We start from the raw sequence: 22,374 nt of genomic DNA, 5'->3' as shown, positions 1-22,374 counted from the left end.
ATAACCAGAAATCAATAACTTCTTGATTTTATAACAGAATTTCAAAGATCGTTTTTTATTTTCAATTTCTTTATGTCAGTTGGCACAAAGAAAGGAGGATACCATGCGGAGACGTTGTATAGCGCAGCCTATCCTCCTTTGGAGGAGGTGCCCGAAGGGCGGAGGAGGAGAATTAATCCGCGTTAATCCGCGTTTCGAAATAAAAATAATTACTTAAACAACATCGGAACAAACTCCGTCAGATAAATGCGCCAGTTGTCCCATGTGTGCCCGCCGCCACTTTCGCGCCAGGTATATTTGAAACCTATTTCGTCCATTTTCTTCATACTCTCTATTACGCCTTTGTACAAAAAATCTGTTGTACCGCAGGCAATCCAGTATAGCTTGAAGCCGTTGTTCTTTTGAATTTCCAGTCTCTTTACAAATTCGTCTTGTGCTTTCTGCATTTCGGCAGCGTTAGCGTTGGGATTACCCATGCCCATCATAGTAGCAATGGGAGGGGCAGAGTACACACCAACATAATCGAATGTATTAGGATACTGGGCCGAGATAGCAGCAGAGTGCATACCACCCATTGACAAACCGGCTACAGCACGGTTTGCTTTACCTTTTTTTACACGGTAGTTACTTTCTACAAACTTCATAATGTCGCCAAAGCTATCTTCCATGCTTGCTACGGCTTCTCTTGGGCCACCACCCATAGCAGGGGTGTATGCACGGTTTGTTTCTTCGGGCGATGCTGTGTTCTGGGTGTGTCCGTTAGGCATAACTACAATCATAGGTTTGGCTTTTCCTTGTGCAATAAGGTTGTCGAGTATCTGTGAGGTACGTCCCAAAGCAATCCATGCCTCTTCATCGCCACCCGAACCATGCAACAGATAGAATACAGGGTACGATTGACCGTTGTTCTCGTATCCGGGTGGGGTGTAGATGGTTATGCGGCGTTCTTCTTTCAGCGTGGGGCTGTTGTACCAGCGGCGTGCTACAGTTCCGTGGGGAACTTCGTTAACACTGTACAAGTTACCCAGGTTACCTTTAATAATGAAAAGGTTGGTTATCGAAGCCACGTCACGTTTCATCATAATGTTGCTGGGATCGTTCATTTGCAGTCCGTCAACAATGAAGGTGTAGCTGTACAATTCGGATGCAAGTGGTTCGGGAGTGGTGAACTCCCATATACCTTCTTTGTTTTCTTTCAGTTCGGCTACGCCGGGGACATCAAACTTGCCATAAGGGGTATCCATTTTCTGCGGGGGCAGAAAGTCTCCGGTTACTTCAACCTTAACTGCTTTAGGGGCACGTAGACGGAAGGTTACGGTGTTGTTCTTGTGAATTTCGGGAGATACAATCTGTGAACCTCCCCAAAGGGCTTGTTGCGCAAAGGATGTAATACACATCACAAGTAGCGCGGATAAGATGGATAGTTTTTTCATCGTTTATATATTATAAAATGAATAAAATAATTTTGTGCTCAAATTTTACCAGTTAGCATTCTGCACCATATTGGGGTTCAACTCTAACTCTTTGCGTGGAATAGGCAACAACTTATGTTTTGTTTTAAAACCATACGTGGGATTGTTGAACAAGAACTTGGCACCTTCGAGCGAGAAAGCAGGAATCTGTTTGCCCTGCTCGGCCATAACTGTTTCTGCATCGCCCCAGCGAACAAGATCTTGATAACGAACACATTCCAAGCAAAGCTCAAGGCGCTTTTCTGCCTTTACATCGTCTAGTGTTACGGATGTCAGGCGGTCGAGGCGAGCGCGTGTACGTGTTTGGTTAATGTAATCGAGCGCTTTGTCCTTGCTTCCTCCCATAACATGGGCTTCGGCGGCTAACAATAAAACTTCGGCATAGCGCATTACACGTAGGTTGATATACTGGAGAGCCTGGAAGTACGATGCATCGTAAATGCAATCTTCGCGCAAGGTGCGGTTCTTCCACATGAAGTACCCTTCATGACCTATCATGCTGGCACCAGGCTGTACAGTAATTCCTATGGTTTCCATCTGCGGATAGCTGCGCATGGTGCTGTTAAGGCGATAACCGTCGGCTCCTTCTACAGCTACAAAAGCATCGTATAAACTTTTACGTGGATTCAAGAAACCGTATGTGCCGGTGGCAATGTACGTGATGGCATCCCAGCTAATGTTCAACTTATCACTACGCCAGCCCATCATCAGGAATGTCATTGTCATTTGGTTCCATGCCTGTTCCGAGTCGTTACGTTTTTGTACCTCAAGCATAGATTCGCTGCTTCCATTGGCTGCTACATGAAGCAACATATCATAATCGCCATCATACAACCGGTATTTGTCCGATTCGATCACCTTGTCGAGTATCAAGGCTGCATCAGCATACTTGCCTTGGAACAAATACGCCTTTCCAAGCATGGCTTGAGCCACTTCGCGGGTAACACGGATGGTTGTTTCGCTATCATTTGCATCAGTTTTGGATGGCAATGCACCCGAGTTGATGGCATCGCCCAAGTCGCTTTCGATGATGCTCCACAAGGCTTCGGGTGTGCTGTTTCCTTGACGATACTCGTTGGGTTGCAACAGGTGGTCAACTACCGGCGCAGTACCGAAGAGCGTTACCAATTCGAAGTTTGCCCAAGCACGGAAGAACCTAGCCTCGGCTATGGCGCGCTTCTTTACATCACTGTCGGGAGCCAGCAGGTCGATGATCAGATTGGATTTGTAGATGATGGCATACATACCCGAGTACATATCTTGCACCATGGCATGGTCGGTATCGAAAGTATATTCATTTAGTTGCTCCATGCTTGAGTTATCGCCACGCGAGCCTCCACCACACCATACATCGTCGGCCAGCAGATTCTTTGTCATATACCAGTTATAGTAGTTACCTCCCCAGCTCGAATATAACGAGGCCAGTGCTTGTATGGCATCAGCGTCTGTTTTGTAAAAGTCTTCCTGACCTCCCAGATTACCATGTTTGGCAATGTCGAGACGGTTTTCGCAGCCAGTATTTAATATCGGCAGCAATCCTAACAATAAGATATAAATATATTTTGCTTTCATTGTTTTTATTATTTTGGAACACGGAGGTACAGAGTTTTTTTAAGAGAATTACCAAGTGGCATTGTGTTTTTATAATTAAAAACTCTGTGCCTTTGTGTCTCTGTGTTCTATTATTTAAAATTCAATATTAAACCCGAATACTACTTTCTTGGACGAAGGATAAGAACCTTTGTCTACCCCCATGCCCGAGGTAGAGTTTGCTGCCGCTTCCGGATCGAAACCGGGGTATTGCGTAAAGGTGAAGAAATCGTCGAGCGAACCATAGATGCGCAAGTTGTTTACGAAAATCTTCCTTGTCCAGCTTTTGGGCAGGGTGTACCCTAGTTGTATCTGTTTGATTTTGAAGAATGAACCATCGTAAACCAGGGCGTCCGACGTTTGGTACTTGTCCATGTTGGTAGCACCGGCACGGGGCACTGCACCTTGCTTATTATCTGCTGTCCAACGGTTGTTATAGAACACCTCTTTCAATTTATTTGATGCTGCATAGTCCGGGCGGTTGATACAATTGAATATATCATTACCCTGCGAACCTGTGCCAAATACAGTGAGATCTAAACCCTTCCAGGCAGCCGACAGGGTGATTCCGTAAGTGAAATCAGGGATAGCATCGCCAATATAATCCAGATCGCCATCGTTCAGCGTGCCGCTTTCGTCCAGGTCGTGAAAAGTTGGATTTCCGGTTTCAGGATCTATACCTTTAAACTTATAACCACGGAAGTAGTACACCGGATATCCTTTTTCGAAATAGGTAATGGTGCTTGTGTGGAAGTTTACTCCCGACAGGCGGGTGATAGACGAATCGATGTAGGTAACTTTGTTCTTGAGTGTGGCCAGATTGGCACGGATACCGTAACTGAAATCGCCTATGTGGTCGCGCCAACCTAGTTCAATTTCAAAACCTTTGTTGCTAACATCGCCGGCATTCATGGGCGAAGTAGTTCCGCCAATAATCAGCGAGGGAGTAGTACCCGACACCAACAAATCCTTTGTTTTTTTGTCGAAGTAATCCAAGCTCAGTGTGAGGCGATCTTTGAGCATACGCATATCAATACCCACGTTAATTTGCTCGGAAGTTTCCCATTTCAGTTTGTCGTTACCCATGGTCGATGGGGCAGCGCTGGTTATATATGTATTACCAGGCACAAAAGAATAGATACCGCCCAATGCCATATCGGTGCTGTATGGATAACCACTCAGTGCAGCCAGACTACCGTTTTGTCCCCAGCTAGCACGCAGTTTCAGACTGCTTATCTGGTTTCTCAATGGAGCAAAGAATTTTTCTTCCGACACTGTCCATCCTGCCGAAACAGCTGGAAAGTATCCCCAACGGTTGGTTGGCGGAAGCAAAGAAAGGTCGGCAGCATCGGCACGCAGCGAAGCTTGTAACAGGTAACGTCCTGCAAATTCGTAGCCCACACGGCCGAAGTACGATAGCTTGGCCGAGCGTGTTTTTTCACCACCTACGCCTTTGGTAGCCGAGGCCGATCCAAAGTTGAGGTAATAGAACAGCGGGTTGTTCTTCTTCAACGCATCTTCGCCGTTGGCCGACAGGCTACCGTACACGTAGTCGTATGTAGATTCCTGATACGACATACCTACCATTCCTGTTACAGTATGCCGCCCGAAGGTCTTCATGTAGTTAGCAAAGTTTTCCCACTGGTAATAGATGTTGGTGGATGATGTTGCGTTATGACTTACATAATCACGGCTTTGTACTGAGTTGCCGTAGAAAGGTAAATCTGTAGCAGATTGACGGGCGCCGGAAAGGCGGTAACCCAGACGTGAGGTAAACGTAAAGTCTTTAATGGGTTTGAAATCAGCATAGATAGAACCGTTTACATTGAAGCCGCTGTTCTTACCTATATTGTTGTCGCGCATAATCATTGGGTGGTACTGTTCGCCCGAGTAATAGTTGGAAACTGCATAATAATTGCCGTTTTCATCTGTTAGCAGATGCTTGCCACTGTTCAGAGCGTTCAGCATGTGTGTTGGCAGGTTCTCGTGGGTATAAGTGTCGGGCGTCAGCGGGTCAAGTTGAAGAATCGACGTTAATAAACTTCCATATTCACTGTTTATGGAAACACTACGTGTGTTATACTTTTCCACTTGGTTGGTGGTACCTACTTTAAACCAGGGCTTAATCTCGTATTCAGAGTTGATGGTAGCCGTCAGGCGTTGGTACACATCGGCATCACCCTTCACGATACCGTTGTTATCGAGGTAGCTGAGCGATAGGTAATAATTGCCACGGTCGCCCCCGTTGGTAAAAGACACGTTGTGTCTTTGCATCCGGCTGTTCTCGAACGCTACATCTGTCCATGTGGTATTTGTAACCCCGTCCCAGTTGCTTCGCAGGTAATCCTCGGTAAAAGTGTTACTCTCTACCATATAATTAATGTACTCTTCGGCACCCAGCATTTTAGGGATGCGCGCCAACGATTGCGACGACCATTGAAAATCGTATGTAATCTTTCCATGTCCGGCTTTTCCCTTTTTGGTGGTGATAAGTACAACACCGTTACCGGCTTCTGCTCCATAGATAGCTGCCGAAGCTGCATCTTTTAATACTTCCATCGAAGCTATATCATTAGGATCAAGTCCACTGATGTCCGACAGGCGAATACCATCTACCACATAAAGCGGATTTGATGATACGTTAGACGAGTATCCACGTACCCGCACCGTAGGCGAGGCACCAGGAGCTGCCGAAGTTTGTATAACCTGTACGCCAGCCGTTTTACCCTGCAATGCCTGCTGTGCATTACTAATGGTACGGTTTTCCATATCTTCGGGCTTTACTTGCGAGATGGCACCTGTTACTGAACTCTTTTTCTGTACACCGTAACCTACTACCACTACTTCATCCAGTGTTCTGGCGTCTTCTTTTAATGTAATATTGGTAACTCCGGCAACTGCATTTTTTTCTTGTGTTTCATAGCCAATGTATGAGTAAACAACAGTTGATCCTTGCTTAATCATTAATGCATAGTTACCATTCATATCGGTAATTGTACCATTAGAGGTACCTTTTTCGAGTACACTTACTCCAATCATTGGTTCTTTATTCACATCGAGAACCGTACCCGAAATTTTAATTGCTTCCTGCGCAAACAGGAAGGGCATTGTTGTAACAAAGAAAAGAACTAAAGTGAAAAGCCTTTTCATTTCTACGTGTTTCAAACTTTTTTTCATTTGGTTAATAATATTAGATTATTAATAAAGGGTGTCATATACATTATATGTATTTGAGTTTACAGCAATAATTGCTTCTGCAATATTAGACATAAAGCCCGGAGGCGTTTTTCTGATGTGTGCAAATGGTTTGCAGTTTTGTTCAAACCGGCTTTCTTATTTGTTCAAAAGTTTGCGGATTTATTCAGGAGAGGCGGTTAACAGGAAGTGGCGACTCACTAGGGTTATCACATCTCACCCTTTCGGGGGTGATTCTAATTATAAACACTTACTTAATGATAAAAGATAAGCCATTGACTTTTATTTAAGTTTAATAATCAATTATGTGTAAGTAAATCGTTATATTTGCGATAAATACTCAAATAAGCGCATTAAACTATGATAATTCATTTCACAACAGGGAATTTCCTTTCTTTCAAAGAGCAATCTACTCTTTCACTGGCAGTATCAGCTTTGAAGGATATACAAGTTTCATCAGAAGAAATAATCTTTGGTGTGGGAAGTACAGGACTGTCGTTATTGAAAAGTGCAGTTATTTATGGAGCCAACGCATCCGGTAAATCCAATTTTATCAAGGCATTCGAGTTCTTTAAATGGTATGCAATAAATTCATCAAAAGATATTCAGGCAGGTGAACGTGTTAATATTGAGAGTTTTCGCTTAAACTCTCTTACAGCCGAAGAACCTAGTTATTTTGAAGCTATATTCTGTGATGCAGAAAATCAATACAGATATGGTTTTGAGGCAGATAACTCATTCGTACATACAGAATGGCTCTATCAAAAAGCAAATAAAAAGAGAGCCAAAGAAATCGAACTGTTTTATCGGGAAAAAGATAATTTTGATATTCATCCCAAATTTACAGTAGGCAAGGAAGTTGCAGGCAAACGAATGGTGAGAGCAAATGCTTTGTTACTCTCTGTGGCTGCACAATTTAATGACCCAAGAGCTGTAGAAATTATGAAATGGTTGAATGATACTACTATTATTTCAGGTTCCAATGATGAAAAAGCATTATGGAATACGGCAATAACCCACTTAGATGATGCTGAAATGCGACAACGCATAGTAGAATTTTCTCGTTATGCCGATTTGGGCATCGATAATATTGAAAAGATTGAAAATTCCATTATCAGTAAGCATACACAATATGATGAAGAGGGTAATGAAGTGAAAACAGTCTCTTTCCCATTTCAAAAAAATGAATCGGAAGGAACTATTAAATACTTTTCCTTAGCATATCCTATCATTGATGCGTTGGACAATGGTAAACGTTTGATTATTGATGAATTTGATTCGAAAATGCACCCACTTCTTACCAATAAAATAATAGCTTTATTCAATTCGAAAGAGACAAACCCTAAAAATGCTCAATTGATATTCACTACCCATGACACCAATTTGTTAAGTGCAAATATATTTAGGCGAGATCAGATATGGTTTACACAGAAAGATCGCTATGGAGCAACCGAATTGTATTCATTAGCAGAATATAAAGTACGTAATGATGCTTCTTTCGAAAAAGACTACCTCTCAGGGAAATATGGTGCTATTCCTATTGTTGGTGATTTGTCACGTTTGTTTAATGCATCGGAAGAATAGTTATGGTAGCAAGAAGAAAAAACACAAACCCACGTATAGAAAGAAAATTAACCCGTGTTAGCGGAGTTCGCGAGGTAAAACAGACATTTCTTATTATATGCGAAGGAATCAATACTGAACCTGATTACTTCAATGCTTTCCGTTTGACTTCTGCCCATGTAAAAGCAGTTGGTCATGGAATGAGCACATTGACACTTGTGCAAAAAGCAATTCATATCAAAGAAGAAGAAAAACGGAAAGGACGAACATATAATCAGCATTGGGTTGTTTTTGATAAAGATGATTTTCCCGAAAAAGATTTTAATGCAGCTATTTTAATGGCCCAACAGAATGGTTTTGAGGTAGCATATAGTAATCAGGCATTTGAATTCTGGTTTTTACTTCATTTTAATTTATACCAAGGCTCTTTACATCGTTCAAAATATGAGAAAATGTTAAGTGATTTGCTTGGATTTCCTTATACAAAGAAGACAGGTGTAAGCATTAAAATGTTTAATCTATTATTTCCGAAACAACCGAAAGCCATTCAACATGCAAAGATTGTTATGAAACAATTTAATGAGAAGAATCCTGCACGTGAAGAGTCCTCGACGACTGTTTTTCAGTTGGTAGAAGAACTGATTAGATTCTTATGATCTGGAGTTGTCATTAATCCAGATGAACTGTCACTTATCCGCGAAATTCCAAAGAGAAGGCATTAAAGAAGAAATCGTATTTAAAACAGCAACTGATAATCAAAAACTTACAGTACCAACACTTTTTTACCTGTGAGAAAAAAGTATCACGCCTGTGGTACAAAAGTGCCACAGGTAAGATACAAAAGTACCACAGGCAAGATACAAAAGTGCCACAGGGAAGATACAAAAGTATCACAGGGAAGATACAAAAGTGCCTAACAGTATATTAACAAATAACAAACAGGTCATCGCAAGTATATAATTGATGACCATCAACATAAGATGAGTTTATTGAGTAGTTTAAGCAAGGAAGTTATGGCAAAGATTTTTTCTATCTTTTAATCCAATTTTCTATTGTAATATCTGGAATGCGATTAAGATGTTTCAGGTTTTCAGTTACCAATACCAAATTAGCAGAAACAGCTGTTGCACCGATTAGTATATCAAAATCATCAATCATCTGTCCGTTTTTGCGTAAATGTGCTTTTGTTTGGGCATAAAATGGTAATGCACTGAAAATTGGTAGAATTTCGAATTGAGCAATAAACAACTTCACTTGCTCACTATGTTTTTCTGGTTGTGCACTGCATGCAGCTCCATAAAGTAATTCGGCCACAGTTATTTCGGATATGTAACAATTCTGGCGTCCGGCTTTTTGCAGTTTGGTAGGTACATTGTATTTTCCTTGCAGAAAGAAAATGCAAATATTTGTATCAAGTAAATATTGTTTCATTCATCAAATGGTATAATATGACGAGTTTTACCAGAAGTGCGACTGCTAATTATCTCATCAGCTATCTTTTCGGCTTCAGCATCATTCTTCCATACACCAGCCAGCCTTTGCAATGTCTCATCTTTATTTACTTCTGTATTTATAGCTACTTTCTTTTCCAACATCGAGTCGGTTAATTTTTTAATTAAACGCAACTTAGTCTCATCTTTTAGAGATTTGAGCAGAGAAAAGTAATTATCTTCAAAGTTTATTGAGGTATCCATATCTTCAAAGTTTTGATAATTGCAAATATAACAATAAATATTTGTTTTTTACTTAGTAGCGAAATACAATAACCGTTTTTCTATTTGTTCAAATGTTTGCGAATTTATTCAAAAGATGCCCTAAAACACTATTCCTGGCTAATTGAAACTGTAGAAAGTTGATTTTAATATGTACATTTGTGCATACTTAAACAGTACTTATGAAGCAACACATACACTTTACACTTATCCTTTTTCTACTTGTACTCGCATCGTGCGAACAGGTAAACAACAGAGATTATAACACCAACACTAATTATGCAATAACAAACGATATTTCCAATCAACAGATTACCGGATTTGCGGAAGATAGTTTCGGCCATATTTGGGTCAGTACATTCCGGGGGCTTAACAAATATAATGCACAAGAGTATCACCAGTATTTTAACAGCAACGATTCATTGAGTATTCCCGATAATCAGGTACGGTCCATGCTATGCGATTCCCAAAATAGATTATGGATAGGTACGGTTAATGGCATTTGCCGGTATACCGATCAGGATTATTTTAAAAGAATTCCTAATGAAAGTAACGGGCAGTACATATACCAGATATTGGAAAATCAGGATGGGCGTTTGTTTCTGAATCTGGCCGTAGAAGTGGCAGTATATATCCCCGAAGAGGATAGGTTTTGTGCAGCCATCCCCGATCTGGCAGACCGCAATTCCTTTATTGTAAAGTGTTTTATAGATGGAGAAAACAATCTTTGGGTGGTTAATCCATACCTGATACGCTGCTACGATTCAACAACTTTGGAGCTAAAAAGTAGTTATGAAACAAACGAGCAATATGTTCAATATGCATTTTTACGGGATAATGGTGAGTTGTGGCTTGTTTCCTCCAACAGGCTTTTCATTCTTGATACCCGCTTGGGGAAGTTTATGGAAAAACCGGAAGCAATACGCCGGCATCCTAAATTGTCATCAGATGTGGTTATTGAATATATTCACCCTTACAACTCCACCTCGCTGCTTATCTATACACAAGATGGTTTCTTTCTTTACAATTATGCCGAAGATAAAGTTATCTATCAAAATGAAGTAGGTTTCCCATTTGATCCACCCAAATTCAAAGTAACCTCTATGTTTACCGACTCACAAAAGAACCTGTGGATTGGCTCACTCGACCAGGGATTTGTTACTTACTATGATTATAAGGAACGCTTCAACAACAATAACTACCTGCGCACTTTTACCGAGAATTTATCGGTTGTTTCGCTGGAAATGGATCAGGATAACCAACTGTGGATAAACACTTCGGTTGATGGTGTATTTGTGTATGATATGGATAAGGAAGTTATTCGCCCGGTAGAGACTGGACATCTCTTCCCGGAAAAGAAATACCTGCTTACACAAGTAAGGTCTATTTTTGTAGATGACGAAAACAACATTTGGCTTAGTGCAAGTGCCAAGGTTATTCGTTGCCGGTACAACGAAAAGAATAACAAGTTGGTGGAAGAAAAAACATATTGGCTGCCAATGGTTAATTCGGAGATGACGCAAGATCGTAATGGAACCATCTGGGTGGCATCTCATAGCGATGGTATTTATGCATTGCGCAAAGGTGCCGAACAGTTTGAAGAGATCAAACTATATTCGCCATCGTTTACTTTCACTAATACGCTAATGACGCTCTCTACCGGCGAAATACTGGTTGGTTCCTATCCATATAATCCACAGTTGATAAACCCGGACACATGGGAGGTTACAGAAATTGACGTCTATCCGCACATCAAATCTTCCACGATGTTTATTCCGGTTTGTTTCTATGAAGATTCTCAAAGGAATATCTGGATAGGTACTATCACTAACGGCATTTTGCGCTATTCCCCGAAGACAAAAGAAATAGAAAACATAGAAGGTGCTGCCTGTACGGATGTTTCGGCCATAATAGAAGATGTGCAGGGCAATATATGGGTAAGTACCTTGTATGGCTTAAGTAAATATAACCGTACAACAAACAAGTTTACCAACTATTTTAAAGCCGATGGTATTGGAGGAAATCAGTTTAACGAGCGGGCTACGTGCCGGTTGGATAATGGAACGATTATTTTTGGTGGTACACACGGGCTTACATTCTTCGACCCGATTGATGTTACATTTAAACGGGATATTCCGTTATTGTTCGAAGACCTGAAAATACACAATCAGCTCATCCGCCCGTTCCAAAGCAATTGTATTGATAAAAGTCTTACTTACAACCCGCTTATCCGGTTACAACACAATCAGAATAGCTTTACCATCTCGTTTACTGCGCTCGATTATTCGGAATATGAGCGGGTACATTACCATTATATGATGGAAGGTTTCGATAAGTATTGGATAGATGCACGCAACAACCGTGAGGTATATTATTCAAACCTTCCGGCAGGGAAATATACTTTTAAGGTACGGATTACAAATAACGACAAATCTATTGTCGAAGCAGAGAATGCAATAACCATCAGTGTTAAACCGGCACCGTGGGCTACATGGTGGGCATATACATTGTACAGTTTGGTGGTGTTGGCTATTGGCTTGGTTATTCTCCGGTTGTACAACCGGAACAGGTTACATAAACTTCGTGTAGTGCAGGCCGAATTAGAAAAAGAGCAGGAGCAGCGCCTCAATAAAATGAACATGAGTTTCTTTGCCAATGTTTCGCACGAATTCCGTACCCCGCTTACAATGATCAGCGGACCGGTAACCCAATTGTGCAACAATACTGCCATTACTGGAGAACCCAAACAGTTATTATATATAGTTCAGCGAAGTGTTAACCGGATGCTGAAACTGGTGAATCAGTTGATGGACTTTAATAAACTGGAAAATGATACGTTGAGGCTGAAAGTTAGACGAACAGATATTATATCCGAGTTGAAACGGTTGATAGAGGTGTTTGCTGTAAGTGCTGCTAACAAAGGAATAGTATTGAAAACTTATGGACTGGAAGATTCATTCCTCACATGGTTAGACACCGACAAGATAGAGAAAATAACAAGTAATCTGATTACTAATGCACTTAAGTTTACTCCTGCTGGCGGAAAAATTGAAATAGCATTTGATGTAATATCACACAATGAGGCAGTGAGTCTTTTTCCTTTAACAGCCAAAGATGTGAGTATGGAGTATGTAAAGGTAAGCGTTTCCGATTCTGGTCTGGGAATTCCGGAAGAGAAGTTGGAAAAAATATTTGAGCGTTACTATCAGCTTAACGAACAATCACAGGGAACATACAACTGGGGAACAGGCATTGGGTTATATTATGCACGTCAGTTGGTTGGGCTTCATCATGGATACATCAAGGCAACCAATAACCCACGCGAAAAAGGAGCCAGGTTTGTTTATATACTACCTATCGGTGACAATGCCTATGCCAATGAAGAGAAAGATAACGAGCTGAAAAATCAGGAAGAAGCTTTCCCGCTTCAAATAGAGGAACAATATAGCTTGCAGGATAAAGACACCGGTAAAGACCGTCCTTCTATTTTAGTTGTTGATGATGATACAGAAGTGGTACACTACCTGAAATCGCTACTTGTTCAACATTACAATATTACCTGCCGCTTTGATGTTGAGAATGCGTATAAAGCATTGAAAGAGGAAGCCCACGATTTGGTGTTGAGCGATGTGGTAATGCCCGGTGCAAGCGGGTTCGACCTTTGCCGGATGATAAAGGAGGATATTCAATTGTGCCATATCCCAGTTGTATTGATTACTGCAAAAGCAACTGTGGAAGATCAGGTGGCAGGACTCGACACTGGTGCCGATGCGTATGTTACCAAGCCATTCGACCCTAATTATTTGTTGGCATTAATCAAATCGCAGTTGTCAAATCGCGAGAAAGCCAGAAAATTACTTGGTCAGGCAACAAAGACAGAGAAAATAGCTGATAATGTACTGTCTCCGCAGGATAATACATTTATGACGGGGCTGTACGAACTGATGGAAAATGAGCTGTCAAATCCCGAACTAAACATTACCCGGATGACAGAGGTATTGAAGATATCGCGCACCAAATTCTATTACAAGGTAAAAGGATTAACAGGAGAAAATCCAAATGTATTCTTTAAAACATATAAGCTGAATCGCGCAGCAGAGTTGCTGGGCGAAGGGAAGTACAACATCTCAGAGGTGGCGGATATGACGGGATTCAGTACATTATCACATTTTTCGGCAAGTTTTAAAAAACAGTTTGGTGTATCGCCGAGTGAGTACAATTAGTACTACCTCCGTTTGCAATGCCCAAATTGCAAAATCAACCATATTCCAACAGATAAAAGCATTGAACTTCATTTTTGTATTGCCATCTTTCATATTCCGGAAAAAAATGCGAAATTTGCCGTGCTTTATAAACAAATGCAATTAACATCTTTAAATAAACAGAATAATGACAAAAAGTGCATTGCAAATCGCAAGGGCTGCATATCAGCCAAAACTCCCTAAAGCACTCAGGGGAGCAGTGAAAGTTAGTGAAGGAGAAGCTACACAATCAGTAGCAGATCAGGAAGAAATCAAGAAATTATTCCCAAATACATACGGAATGCCATTGCTTAAGTTTGTTGAATCAAACGAAGGACAAAGCTTCCCAGCAATTAATGTAGGCGTAATTCTTTCAGGCGGACAGGCACCTGGTGGTCATAATGTGATTTCAGGTCTTTTCGATGGTATCAAAACTTTAAATGCTGATAGCAAACTTTATGGCTTCATTCTAGGTCCTGGTGGTTTGGTTAATCACGACTATATGGAACTAACCGGAGATATTATTGATGAATACCGTAACACAGGAGGATTTGATATTATCGGTTCGGGACGTACCAAACTAGAAGAAACCGAACAGTTTGAAAAAGGTCTTGAAATCCTTAAGAAACTGGGAATCTCTGCTTTGGTAATTATTGGTGGCGACGACTCAAATACAAATGCTTGCGTTCTTGCTGAATACTATGCAGCTAAAAAATATGGCGTACAAGTTATTGGTTGTCCTAAAACAATTGATGGTGACCTTAAGAACGAAATGATTGAAACATCTTTCGGTTTCGACACTGCATGTAAAGTTTACTCGGAAGTTATCGGTAACATTCAACGCGACTGTAACTCGGCCCGTAAATACTGGCACTTTATTAAGCTGATGGGACGCTCGGCTTCGCACATCGCTTTAGAGTGTGCATTGCAGGTTCAGCCAAACGTATGTATTGTTTCGGAAGAAGTTGAAGCAAAAGATATGTCGTTAGATGATGTAGTAACATACATCGCTCAAATAGTAGCCAACCGTGCAGAAAAAGGAAACAACTTTGGTACAGTATTGATTCCTGAAGGTTTGGTTGAATTTATCCCGGCAATGAAGAGATTGATTGCTGAATTGAATGACTTCCTGGCTAAGAACGCTGAAGAATTCTCGCACATTAAGAAATCTTACCAACGCGAATACATTATTTCCAAATTGTCTAAAGAAAACTCGGAAATATATGCAAGCCTTCCCGAAAGTGTTGCCCGTCAGCTTACACTCGATCGCGACCCACATGGAAACGTACAGGTATCATTGATCGAAACAGAAAAACTTCTTTCGGAAATGGTTGCCAAGAAACTTGATCAATGGAAAGCAGAAGGCAAATTCAACGGTAAGTTTGCTGCTCAACACCACTTCTTCGGATACGAAGGACGTTGTGCTGCCCCATCAAACTACGATGCCGACTATTGCTACTCACTTGGTTATACAGCTTCTGTACTGATTGCTAATGGTAAAACCGGTTATATGTCGTCTGTACGTAATACTACTGCTCCTGCCGAAGAATGGATTGCAGGTGGTGTGCCTATTACTATGATGATGAATATGGAACGTCGTCACGGCGAAATGAAACCAGTAATCCAAAAAGCTTTGGTAAAACTTGATGGTGCTCCATTCAAAAAGTTTGCTGCCGACCGCGATACTTGGGCTATCAATACTGATTATGTATATCCGGGCCCAATCCAATACTTTGGTCCAACCGAAGTGTGCGATCAGCCTACAAAAACATTGAAGTTAGAACAAGCTTAATTGAAAATTGAGAATTGAGAATTGAAAATTACCATGCGGTATAATGTCTGCATGGTAATTCTCAATTTTCAATTTTCAATTCTCAATTTTCTACTTATGCCAATACAAAACTCTAAGCAAAAAACTAAATACCGCAAAAAGCCGAAAGCAAGGCGTAAAACTAAACCAAAAACCAGAAAAAACTTTTTCGGGTCGATACCCGCATGGGTAAAACATTTATTCTCTCTAGGCATTATTTTCCTTTTTTCAGTATCTTTCTATTATCATTTTATTCGTCCTTATCCCTATTTCTGGAAACCATGCCGGGGTGTAAGAGGATATGGAGTTTGTTTGCCCGATGGATATCCGGTACATGGTATTGATATATCTCACCATCAGGGTAATATTGACTGGTACGAATTGGCAAAGAATAAAGAGATACCTAACCCTATCCGGTTTATTTTTATGAAAGCAACCGAGGGCGGCGATCTTGGCGATAATACCTTTGCCCGCAACTTTTATCAGGCTCGCCAGCATGGCTTTATCCGGGGTGCTTATCACTTCTTTTCACCCAAAACAGATATTAAGAAACAAGCCGATTTCTTTATTAAGAATGTAAAATTACAATCCGGCGATTTTCCTCCTGTACTCGATGTGGAGGTGTTAGGAAACAATACCAAAACAGAGTTGCAGAGAAAGGTTATTTACTGGCTTACCCGCATGGAATCTCATTACGGGGTTAAGCCTATTATCTATGCCTCTTATAAATTCAAAACCGATTATCTGGATAGTCCACTCTTTGATGATTTTCCATATTGGATAGCACATTATTATGTAGATAGTGTATATTATACAGGCAAATGGACTTTTTGGCAGCATTCGGACAAGGGCCATGTTGCAGGGATAAAAGAAAGAGTAGATTTGAATGTATTTAATGGCGAACTGGAGGAACTGGAAGAAATTCTTATTAATTAAATGTGGCTAATGTGCCAATGTGCTAATGTGCCAATACGACAATGTGCCAATATGCCAATTTGGTTAATGTGTCAATAAGACAATGTGATTAATTAAACATTCAAATGCGCAGCCAATTAGCACATTGGCACATTGTCGTATTGGCACATTAACATTGGCACATTAGCCACATTAGTCACATATTAATTTAACCGCTGCCCACTTATTCTTTTCCTTATAATATTGAAACACCAGTCCCAGGCTTTCTGCCTTTTCTTTGATTGCCTCAACATCCTCTACATAAAAACCACTCATATAAAGTTCTCCACCGGGGTTGAGGCTTTCTACATAATGCAACATATCATTCAAAAGGATATTTCTGTTGATGTTGGCAATAATAATATCAAACGGGCCACGTTCTTTTATTAGTCCTGCATTTCCTAGTTCTACAGTGATATCTGTAATGTTATTCAGGGCGATATTCTCTTTCGAATTTTCTACGCACCAAGTATCAATATCAATTGCAGTGATTGGTTTTGCACCACGCATCCGGGCAAGAATGGCCAGAATAGAAGTTCCACAGCCCATGTCCAGCAATGATTTATTCTCCAAGTCCATCTTCAACAACTCGCTGATAATAAGACTTGTTGTTTCATGATGACCTGTACCGAACGACATTTGCGGATTAATTAGAATATCATACTCAAGCTGCGGAATGTTTTGATGGAAAGTGCTGTGAATAACACATTTATCATCAATAATAATCGGCTGGAAATAATTCTTTTCCCATTCTTCGTTCCAGTTTTTATCTTCGGCTTCCTGCCAAGTGTAGCTAATAGAAGTGTTCTCTAAAGGAAAATATTTCAATGTGTTTTCCAGTGTTTCCTCATCAAAAAACTCTGCCTGAATATAAGCATTGATGCCACCCTCGTTTTCGGTAAAGCTGTCGAACCCTACTTCGCCCAATACGGCTGACAAAATATCATTAACCGTTTCCGTACAAGGATTGGTTTTGAACTGAAACTCCAAATATTTCATAACTATATTTTTTTTGCAAATTTACACGAAAATACCGGATTCACAAACCAATAAGTAAGTGTTCAAAATAAGATCATCTTTTAGTGAAAAAGTCGATGTTTTAGTGTGAAACCATTGTCGTTTCATTATCATTTCGTTGTCGTTTTGTTATTGTTTTGTTATTGTTTTGTTCTGGAACGAACGTTTTCTTTATGCAATAAAACACTTTTCATCGTAGACTTTATTTGTATAACTAACTGATGTTAAGCATAATATACACCAATAGAGAAAAGTATAAAATCTAACGCTCGTTGAATTTCGTTGCAACAATAGAAAAGAAGAGAAAAGAAAAGAACATAACATAACATAAGAAAAAGCAGAATAAAAAGAAACTGCTGCTGTTGATGATGATGTTAATGGTTCTTGATGGTCTTAATCGTATGAACCCTGTAGGGATACCCCTTGTGGGTATCCTGATAATGGTTCGCTGGTATCCTAACGGTATCCTAACCCAATCAGGATACCCACAAGGGGCATCCCTACAGTGCATTATCCTTCAAGCTATATAGCATTGGCCCCTTGATCTATATAGCATCGGGGTGCTTTGCTATATAGCACTGATGGTCAATGCTATATAGCACGGATTCGCAGTTCTATATAGCATAAAACAGGAGATAAAGTTGCTTATTTCTGGCATATAATTTGCAGGAATGCAATGAACATCTACTCCACTGAATTAGTTATATAATGCAGAGGTTGTAGTTGCAAAAAGAAACCATAATAGGGAAATCCCTACTAAATTTTGGGGAAAATCTCCTTTGTATGGTGATTACCATGCTTATCTTTGTAACGAGATGAAGTGGAACATAATAACCAAGAAAACCAGAAGAATTATGAAAAGAATTGTTTTTTTATCGCTGTTTACTCTTTGTTTGCCATTGCTAATGATGGGACAGAGGGTTGATGATGATCTTTATTACATTCCGAAGAAGCAGAGCGAGAAACCAAAAGAACAGGTAAAAGAACAAACCAGACCTGAACCGGAACAAAATAAAGAAGTTAGAACTACATCGGTTTACACTGAGCTCGCAACCACTCAAACCACCATTGTGGTTAAGGATAAACGAGGCAATATCAGGGATGTAGACGAATATAACCGCCGTTACGATTCAACACAGAATGAATTTGTGATGGAGGATGATACACTGTTTATCAAACAAAGAGGAAATTATCAACTCGACGGTGAGTGGATGAATGGATTCGACGGCACTCAAGATGATTACGAGTATGCCGAAAGAATTGTTCGTTTCCGCAATCCGCGTTATGCCATACACATAAGCAGCCCATACTACTGGGATGTTGTTTACGGATTAAATTCGTGGGATTGGAATGTATATACCGATGGCTTGTATGCTTATGCATTCCCAACATTCAGTAACCGCCTTTGGTGGGATTGGCGTTATGGTTCGTTTGGCTGGGGCTGGAACAGTTGGTACTCTCCCGGTTATTATGCCGGTTGGGGCTATTCCGGTTGGGGAGGCTACTGGGGTGGAGGTTATTGGGGAGGAGGCTATTGGGGCCATCATCATCACCATTACCACAATCACTGGCATCACGGAGGAAGCTGGGCAGGAAACTGGAGCAGACCAACGTATAATAACAGTCGCAGATATACTTATCTGGATGGCAGAGGAACAAGTGTTTCGGGCCGTCGTCCAACAACATCAGGTTCACGCGTAAGTGGTACAACAACTAGTCGCCGTCCGGTTACTTCAACAGGTACACGAGTAGATGGTTCTAGCAATCGCCGTCCGGTTACATCTGGTACACGAGTTGGTACAAGTACCAGCAGCCGTCGTTCCGAAACCACAGTACGTCAAGGCGAAAGTGTACGTAGCTCAGGAAGAGTTGTGGGAACAAGACCATCCAGTACAACTAGTCGTACAGGAGCTTCCTCAAATCGTACAGGAACAACATCTACCTCTTCATCCTCAAGATCTACTTATACAAGACCCAGCACTACTCAAAGTGGAAGTCGTTCATCGAGTTCTGTAGGAAGTAGTAGTTCGGCTTCAAGTAGAAGAAGTACCGGAGTTAGCAGTTCTTCCTCTTCATCCAGTAGCAGAAGTTCAAGTTACTCACGAGGAAGCAGCAGTAGCAGTAGTTCTTCCTCTTCCAGAAGCTATTCGCCAAGTCGGAGTTCATCATCATCACAGAGCTATTCACCAAGTAGCAGTAGTAGCAGCCGTTCAAGCAGTAGCTACTCAAGTGGTGGCAGCAGTAGCAGTAGTTCATCCCGTTCGTCGGGTGGCGGTGGAGGTGGTTCATCACGCTCATCGGGTGGTAGAAGATAAACAGTTTGCTGTTTAAAACTGTATGCTTATTAAAATTGAAGAATTATGAAGATATTGAAAAAAATAATGCCTTTGGCAGGTCTTATACTTGCCTGCTCTACATTAAATGCCCAAAGTTTATATGACGCAGAGCGTTTTATGGGTGGTGATTTGAACGGTACAGCACGTTATGTTGGAATGGGTGGTGCCATGGGTGCCCTTGGTGGTGATATTACTACTATAGGTACCAATCCGGCAGGGGTCGGGATTTACAGAAGTAATGATCTGAATGTGTCGTTTGGTTTTTCGAATGTTGGTAATAAAGCAACAATGGCAGGTACTTCAACCGAAACGGATAAATTTTTCGGATCGTTTGATAATGCCGGATTTGTTTTGGCTTTGAGGCAAGGTGATTATACCCCAGTTCGTTTTGTTAATTTCGGATTCAATTATAATAAACAGAAATCTTTCGACAAGAACTTTTTATTGAATGGCGGATATAGCGGAAATATTTCGCAAACAAAGCAGTTTGCAGATCTGTCGGAGGGAATTGTTTATTTTGAAGGTTCCCCCAATCCCTACTTTAATGATCAATTAGGTTGGTTATCTGTTATGGCTTGGGATACTTATCTGATGGATGTTGATGAAATTACAACTACTACGAAAAAAAACAGTTTCCCTTACAAAGATGAAGATGGTAATCAGATTTATGATGAGAGTGGAAACGCATTGTACATAGATAATGTATTTTTTCAGGGAGTAGGAACAAATCCTAATGCCCGGTATTTATCAGAAGAACGTGGAGGAATGCACAATTATGACTTTAATATGGCATTAAACTTTAACGATCGTTTTTACCTGGGGGCAACTGTAGGAGTTGTAAATGTTGACTATTCTCGCACCTCAATTTATAGCGAATCATCTAATTATGTTGATTACTCGTTAGAAAACTGGTTTACTACTAAAGGTACAGGATTCAATTTTAAGTTGGGGATGATTGGTAGATTAACAGACAATCTCCGGATAGGGGCAGCCGTTCATATTCCTACTTTCTTTAAATTAACAGATTATCATGGTGCACGAATGATCTCGGACTTTGGTAGTGGTGAGGTGTACGAACAGGACACATACAATCAGGCCTATGAATGTGTAACAGATTATAAATTGGTTACCCCTTGGAAATACAATTTAAGTCTGGGGTATACTGTGGGAACAAAACTGGCATTAGGTGCCGAATATGAATATTCCGATCATTCTACTGCTAAATTAAAGTATGATGATGGCGAAAAAATGACGACTGAAAATGATCGTATCAAAGCAGGTTTGCGTGGAGTTAATACAATAAAACTTGGTGCAGAATATCGTATTGTGCCAGAATTTAGTGTTCGTGCCGGATATAATTATATTACTGCATCAACTAATGGAAATGAAAAAAGCTATAAAAATCTGCCAACAAACACAACTCGTACCGATACCGAGTATTTCAGCGGTAAAGCTATAAATAACTTTACGTTTGGATTTGGATATAAGGGTGATTTCTTTTATGCAGATATGGCATATCAGTACAATCATTCGAAAGATGAGTTCTATCCGTTTACTGTAGAACTTGAAAAACAACCTTTTGCTAAGGTTACCAATAACAGACATCAGTTATTATTTACCCTTGGTATGCGATTCTAAAATAAATCTCTAGCTAAATAACTTTTATGTGTGTGAATCCCCGGAGGTTGTAAAGTCTTCGGGGATTTTTTTAATACTCTATCTTATCATCTTTCCCGGCCCACACTTCAAAAGCCTTTATTGCTTCATTATGTAGCAAAACCTCCGATGGTAGTTTCCTGTCCTGCGGTTTCAGTGCCAACTCGTCATAAATAAAAGAGTCGTCAAAGCCAATTTCTTTTGCATCGGTTTTATTATTACCATAATACATTTTGTCCAGGCGTGCCCAATAGATGGCTCCCAAGCACATGGGGCAAGGTTCGCACGAAGTGTATATCTCGCATCCGCTTAGATTGAATGTTTTTAATATTGTTGCTGCTGCGCGAATGGCACTAACCTCGGCATGGGCAGTGGGGTCGCAAGAGTCTGTAACACGGTTTACACCGGTTGCAATAATTTCACCATCTTTGGCAATAACTGCCCCAAAGGGACCACCGCCGTTTTGTACATTCTCAATGGAAAGTTCAATGGCTTTCCTCATTAGTTCTTCTTTAGTCATTTATTTATCATCGTAATGTCCATATGCAGCAAGTAGTATCACTAGTACATGTTGTTCCGAAACTTCGTAAATCAACCTGTGTTTTTGAGTTATTCTTCTGGACCATTGTCCTTTTCGATTGCCCTTTAACGCTTCAGGGTTGCCTGTACCGATATAAGGATGCTTGCGAAGTTCATCGATTAAAGTGCCTATTTTCTTTAATATCGCTTTTTGTCCAGCTTTTTTATGTGCTTCAATATCCTCTTGAAACTGTTCAGAATATACAATTTCGAAGTCAATATCTTCATTGATGACCATCATTCTTGTTG

At 40.5% G+C, this 22,374-nt stretch carries 16 protein-coding genes; 8 read left to right on the top strand and 8 right to left on the bottom strand.

The window, feature by feature from the left end; genetic code table 11:
- Nucleotides 1-209 precede the first annotated feature (209 nt).
- From D0T85_RS14830 to D0T85_RS14820, 3 genes are all read right to left on the bottom strand, one after another.
- Nucleotides 210-1,433, bottom strand: coding sequence for an esterase (locus D0T85_RS14830; protein ID WP_163214306.1), 1,224 nt, complete (start codon nt 1,431-1,433; stop codon nt 210-212).
- Nucleotides 1,434-1,478: 45 nt separating this feature from the next.
- Nucleotides 1,479-3,044, bottom strand: coding sequence for a RagB/SusD family nutrient uptake outer membrane protein (locus D0T85_RS14825; RefSeq protein ID WP_163214305.1), 1,566 nt, complete (start codon nt 3,042-3,044; stop codon nt 1,479-1,481).
- A gap of 114 nt (nt 3,045-3,158) precedes the next feature.
- Nucleotides 3,159-6,239 carry a TonB-dependent receptor gene (locus tag D0T85_RS14820; protein ID WP_163214304.1) on the bottom strand — a complete coding sequence of 1,027 codons (3,081 nt, stop codon included), beginning with the start codon at nt 6,237-6,239 and terminating at the stop codon, nt 3,159-3,161.
- 378 nt (nt 6,240-6,617) lie between these two features.
- Between D0T85_RS14820 and D0T85_RS14815 the strand changes: the two genes are divergently transcribed.
- Both D0T85_RS14815 and D0T85_RS14810 read left to right on the top strand, forming a co-directional pair.
- On the top strand, nt 6,618-7,841 hold the full coding sequence (locus D0T85_RS14815) for an ATP/GTP-binding protein (protein WP_163214303.1): 1,224 nt from the start codon (nt 6,618-6,620) through the stop codon (nt 7,839-7,841).
- A gap of 2 nt (nt 7,842-7,843) precedes the next feature.
- Nucleotides 7,844-8,476, top strand: coding sequence for an RloB family protein (locus D0T85_RS14810; RefSeq protein ID WP_163214302.1), 633 nt, complete (start codon nt 7,844-7,846; stop codon nt 8,474-8,476).
- Between the two features lie 373 nt (nt 8,477-8,849).
- Here the strand turns inward: D0T85_RS14810 and D0T85_RS14805 are convergent, their stop codons facing one another.
- Both D0T85_RS14805 and D0T85_RS14800 read right to left on the bottom strand, forming a co-directional pair.
- Nucleotides 8,850-9,251: a type II toxin-antitoxin system VapC family toxin gene (locus D0T85_RS14805; RefSeq protein ID WP_163214301.1), complete on the bottom strand. Its 402-nt coding sequence runs from the start codon at nt 9,249-9,251 to the stop codon at nt 8,850-8,852.
- Nucleotides 9,248-9,514, bottom strand: a complete 267-nt coding sequence (locus D0T85_RS14800; protein ID WP_163214300.1) for a hypothetical protein — start codon at nt 9,512-9,514, stop codon at nt 9,248-9,250. Before D0T85_RS14800 ends, D0T85_RS14805 begins: the two co-directional genes overlap by 4 nt.
- Before the next feature lie 200 nt (nt 9,515-9,714).
- Here D0T85_RS14800 and D0T85_RS14795 point away from each other — a divergent pair, with 200 nt between their 5' ends.
- The 3 genes from D0T85_RS14795 (at nt 9,715) to D0T85_RS14785 (ending at nt 16,519) form a co-directional block, all read left to right on the top strand.
- On the top strand, nt 9,715-13,755 hold the full coding sequence (locus tag D0T85_RS14795) for a hybrid sensor histidine kinase/response regulator transcription factor (RefSeq protein ID WP_163214299.1): 4,041 nt from the start codon (nt 9,715-9,717) through the stop codon (nt 13,753-13,755).
- Between the two features lie 166 nt (nt 13,756-13,921).
- Nucleotides 13,922-15,565, top strand: coding sequence for a diphosphate--fructose-6-phosphate 1-phosphotransferase (locus tag D0T85_RS14790; RefSeq protein WP_163214298.1), 1,644 nt, complete (start codon nt 13,922-13,924; stop codon nt 15,563-15,565).
- Between the two features lie 96 nt (nt 15,566-15,661).
- Complete coding sequence (locus tag D0T85_RS14785) at nt 15,662-16,519, top strand: glycoside hydrolase family 25 protein (RefSeq protein ID WP_163214297.1); 858 nt, start codon at nt 15,662-15,664, stop codon at nt 16,517-16,519.
- Between the two features lie 171 nt (nt 16,520-16,690).
- Here D0T85_RS14785 and prmA read toward each other — a convergent pair whose 3' ends face one another.
- On the bottom strand, nt 16,691-17,536 hold the full coding sequence (gene prmA, locus D0T85_RS14780; protein WP_163214296.1) for a 50S ribosomal protein L11 methyltransferase: 846 nt from the start codon (nt 17,534-17,536) through the stop codon (nt 16,691-16,693).
- Nucleotides 17,537-17,919: 383 nt separating this feature from the next.
- On the opposite strand from prmA, the gene D0T85_RS22540 reads away from it, so the two are divergent.
- The 3 genes from D0T85_RS22540 (at nt 17,920) to D0T85_RS14770 (ending at nt 21,528) form a co-directional block, all read left to right on the top strand.
- Nucleotides 17,920-18,084 carry a hypothetical protein gene (locus D0T85_RS22540; protein WP_203558492.1) on the top strand — a complete coding sequence of 55 codons (165 nt, stop codon included), beginning with the start codon at nt 17,920-17,922 and terminating at the stop codon, nt 18,082-18,084.
- A 324-nt stretch (nt 18,085-18,408) separates the two neighbouring features.
- Entirely contained in the window at nt 18,409-19,869 is a 1,461-nt protein-coding gene (locus tag D0T85_RS14775; protein WP_163214295.1) for a hypothetical protein, read from the top strand.
- 45 nt (nt 19,870-19,914) lie between these two features.
- Nucleotides 19,915-21,528 carry an OmpP1/FadL family transporter gene (locus D0T85_RS14770; RefSeq protein ID WP_163214294.1) on the top strand — a complete coding sequence of 538 codons (1,614 nt, stop codon included), beginning with the start codon at nt 19,915-19,917 and terminating at the stop codon, nt 21,526-21,528.
- A gap of 70 nt (nt 21,529-21,598) precedes the next feature.
- Here D0T85_RS14770 and D0T85_RS14765 read toward each other — a convergent pair whose 3' ends face one another.
- Together D0T85_RS14765 and D0T85_RS14760 are read right to left on the bottom strand one after the other, a co-directional pair.
- Complete coding sequence (locus tag D0T85_RS14765; protein WP_163214293.1) at nt 21,599-22,066, bottom strand: nucleoside deaminase; 468 nt, start codon at nt 22,064-22,066, stop codon at nt 21,599-21,601.
- Complete coding sequence (locus tag D0T85_RS14760) at nt 22,067-22,366, bottom strand: Txe/YoeB family addiction module toxin (RefSeq protein WP_239060733.1); 300 nt, start codon at nt 22,364-22,366, stop codon at nt 22,067-22,069.
- Nucleotides 22,367-22,374: the final 8 nt, after the last annotated feature.

The sequence above is a fragment of the Bacteroides sp. 519 genome, assembly GCF_010500955.1.
In the GTDB taxonomy this organism is placed as follows: Bacteria; Bacteroidota; Bacteroidia; order Bacteroidales; family Bacteroidaceae; genus Bacteroides.
This window is presented reverse-complemented; position numbering and strand designations above follow the sequence as displayed.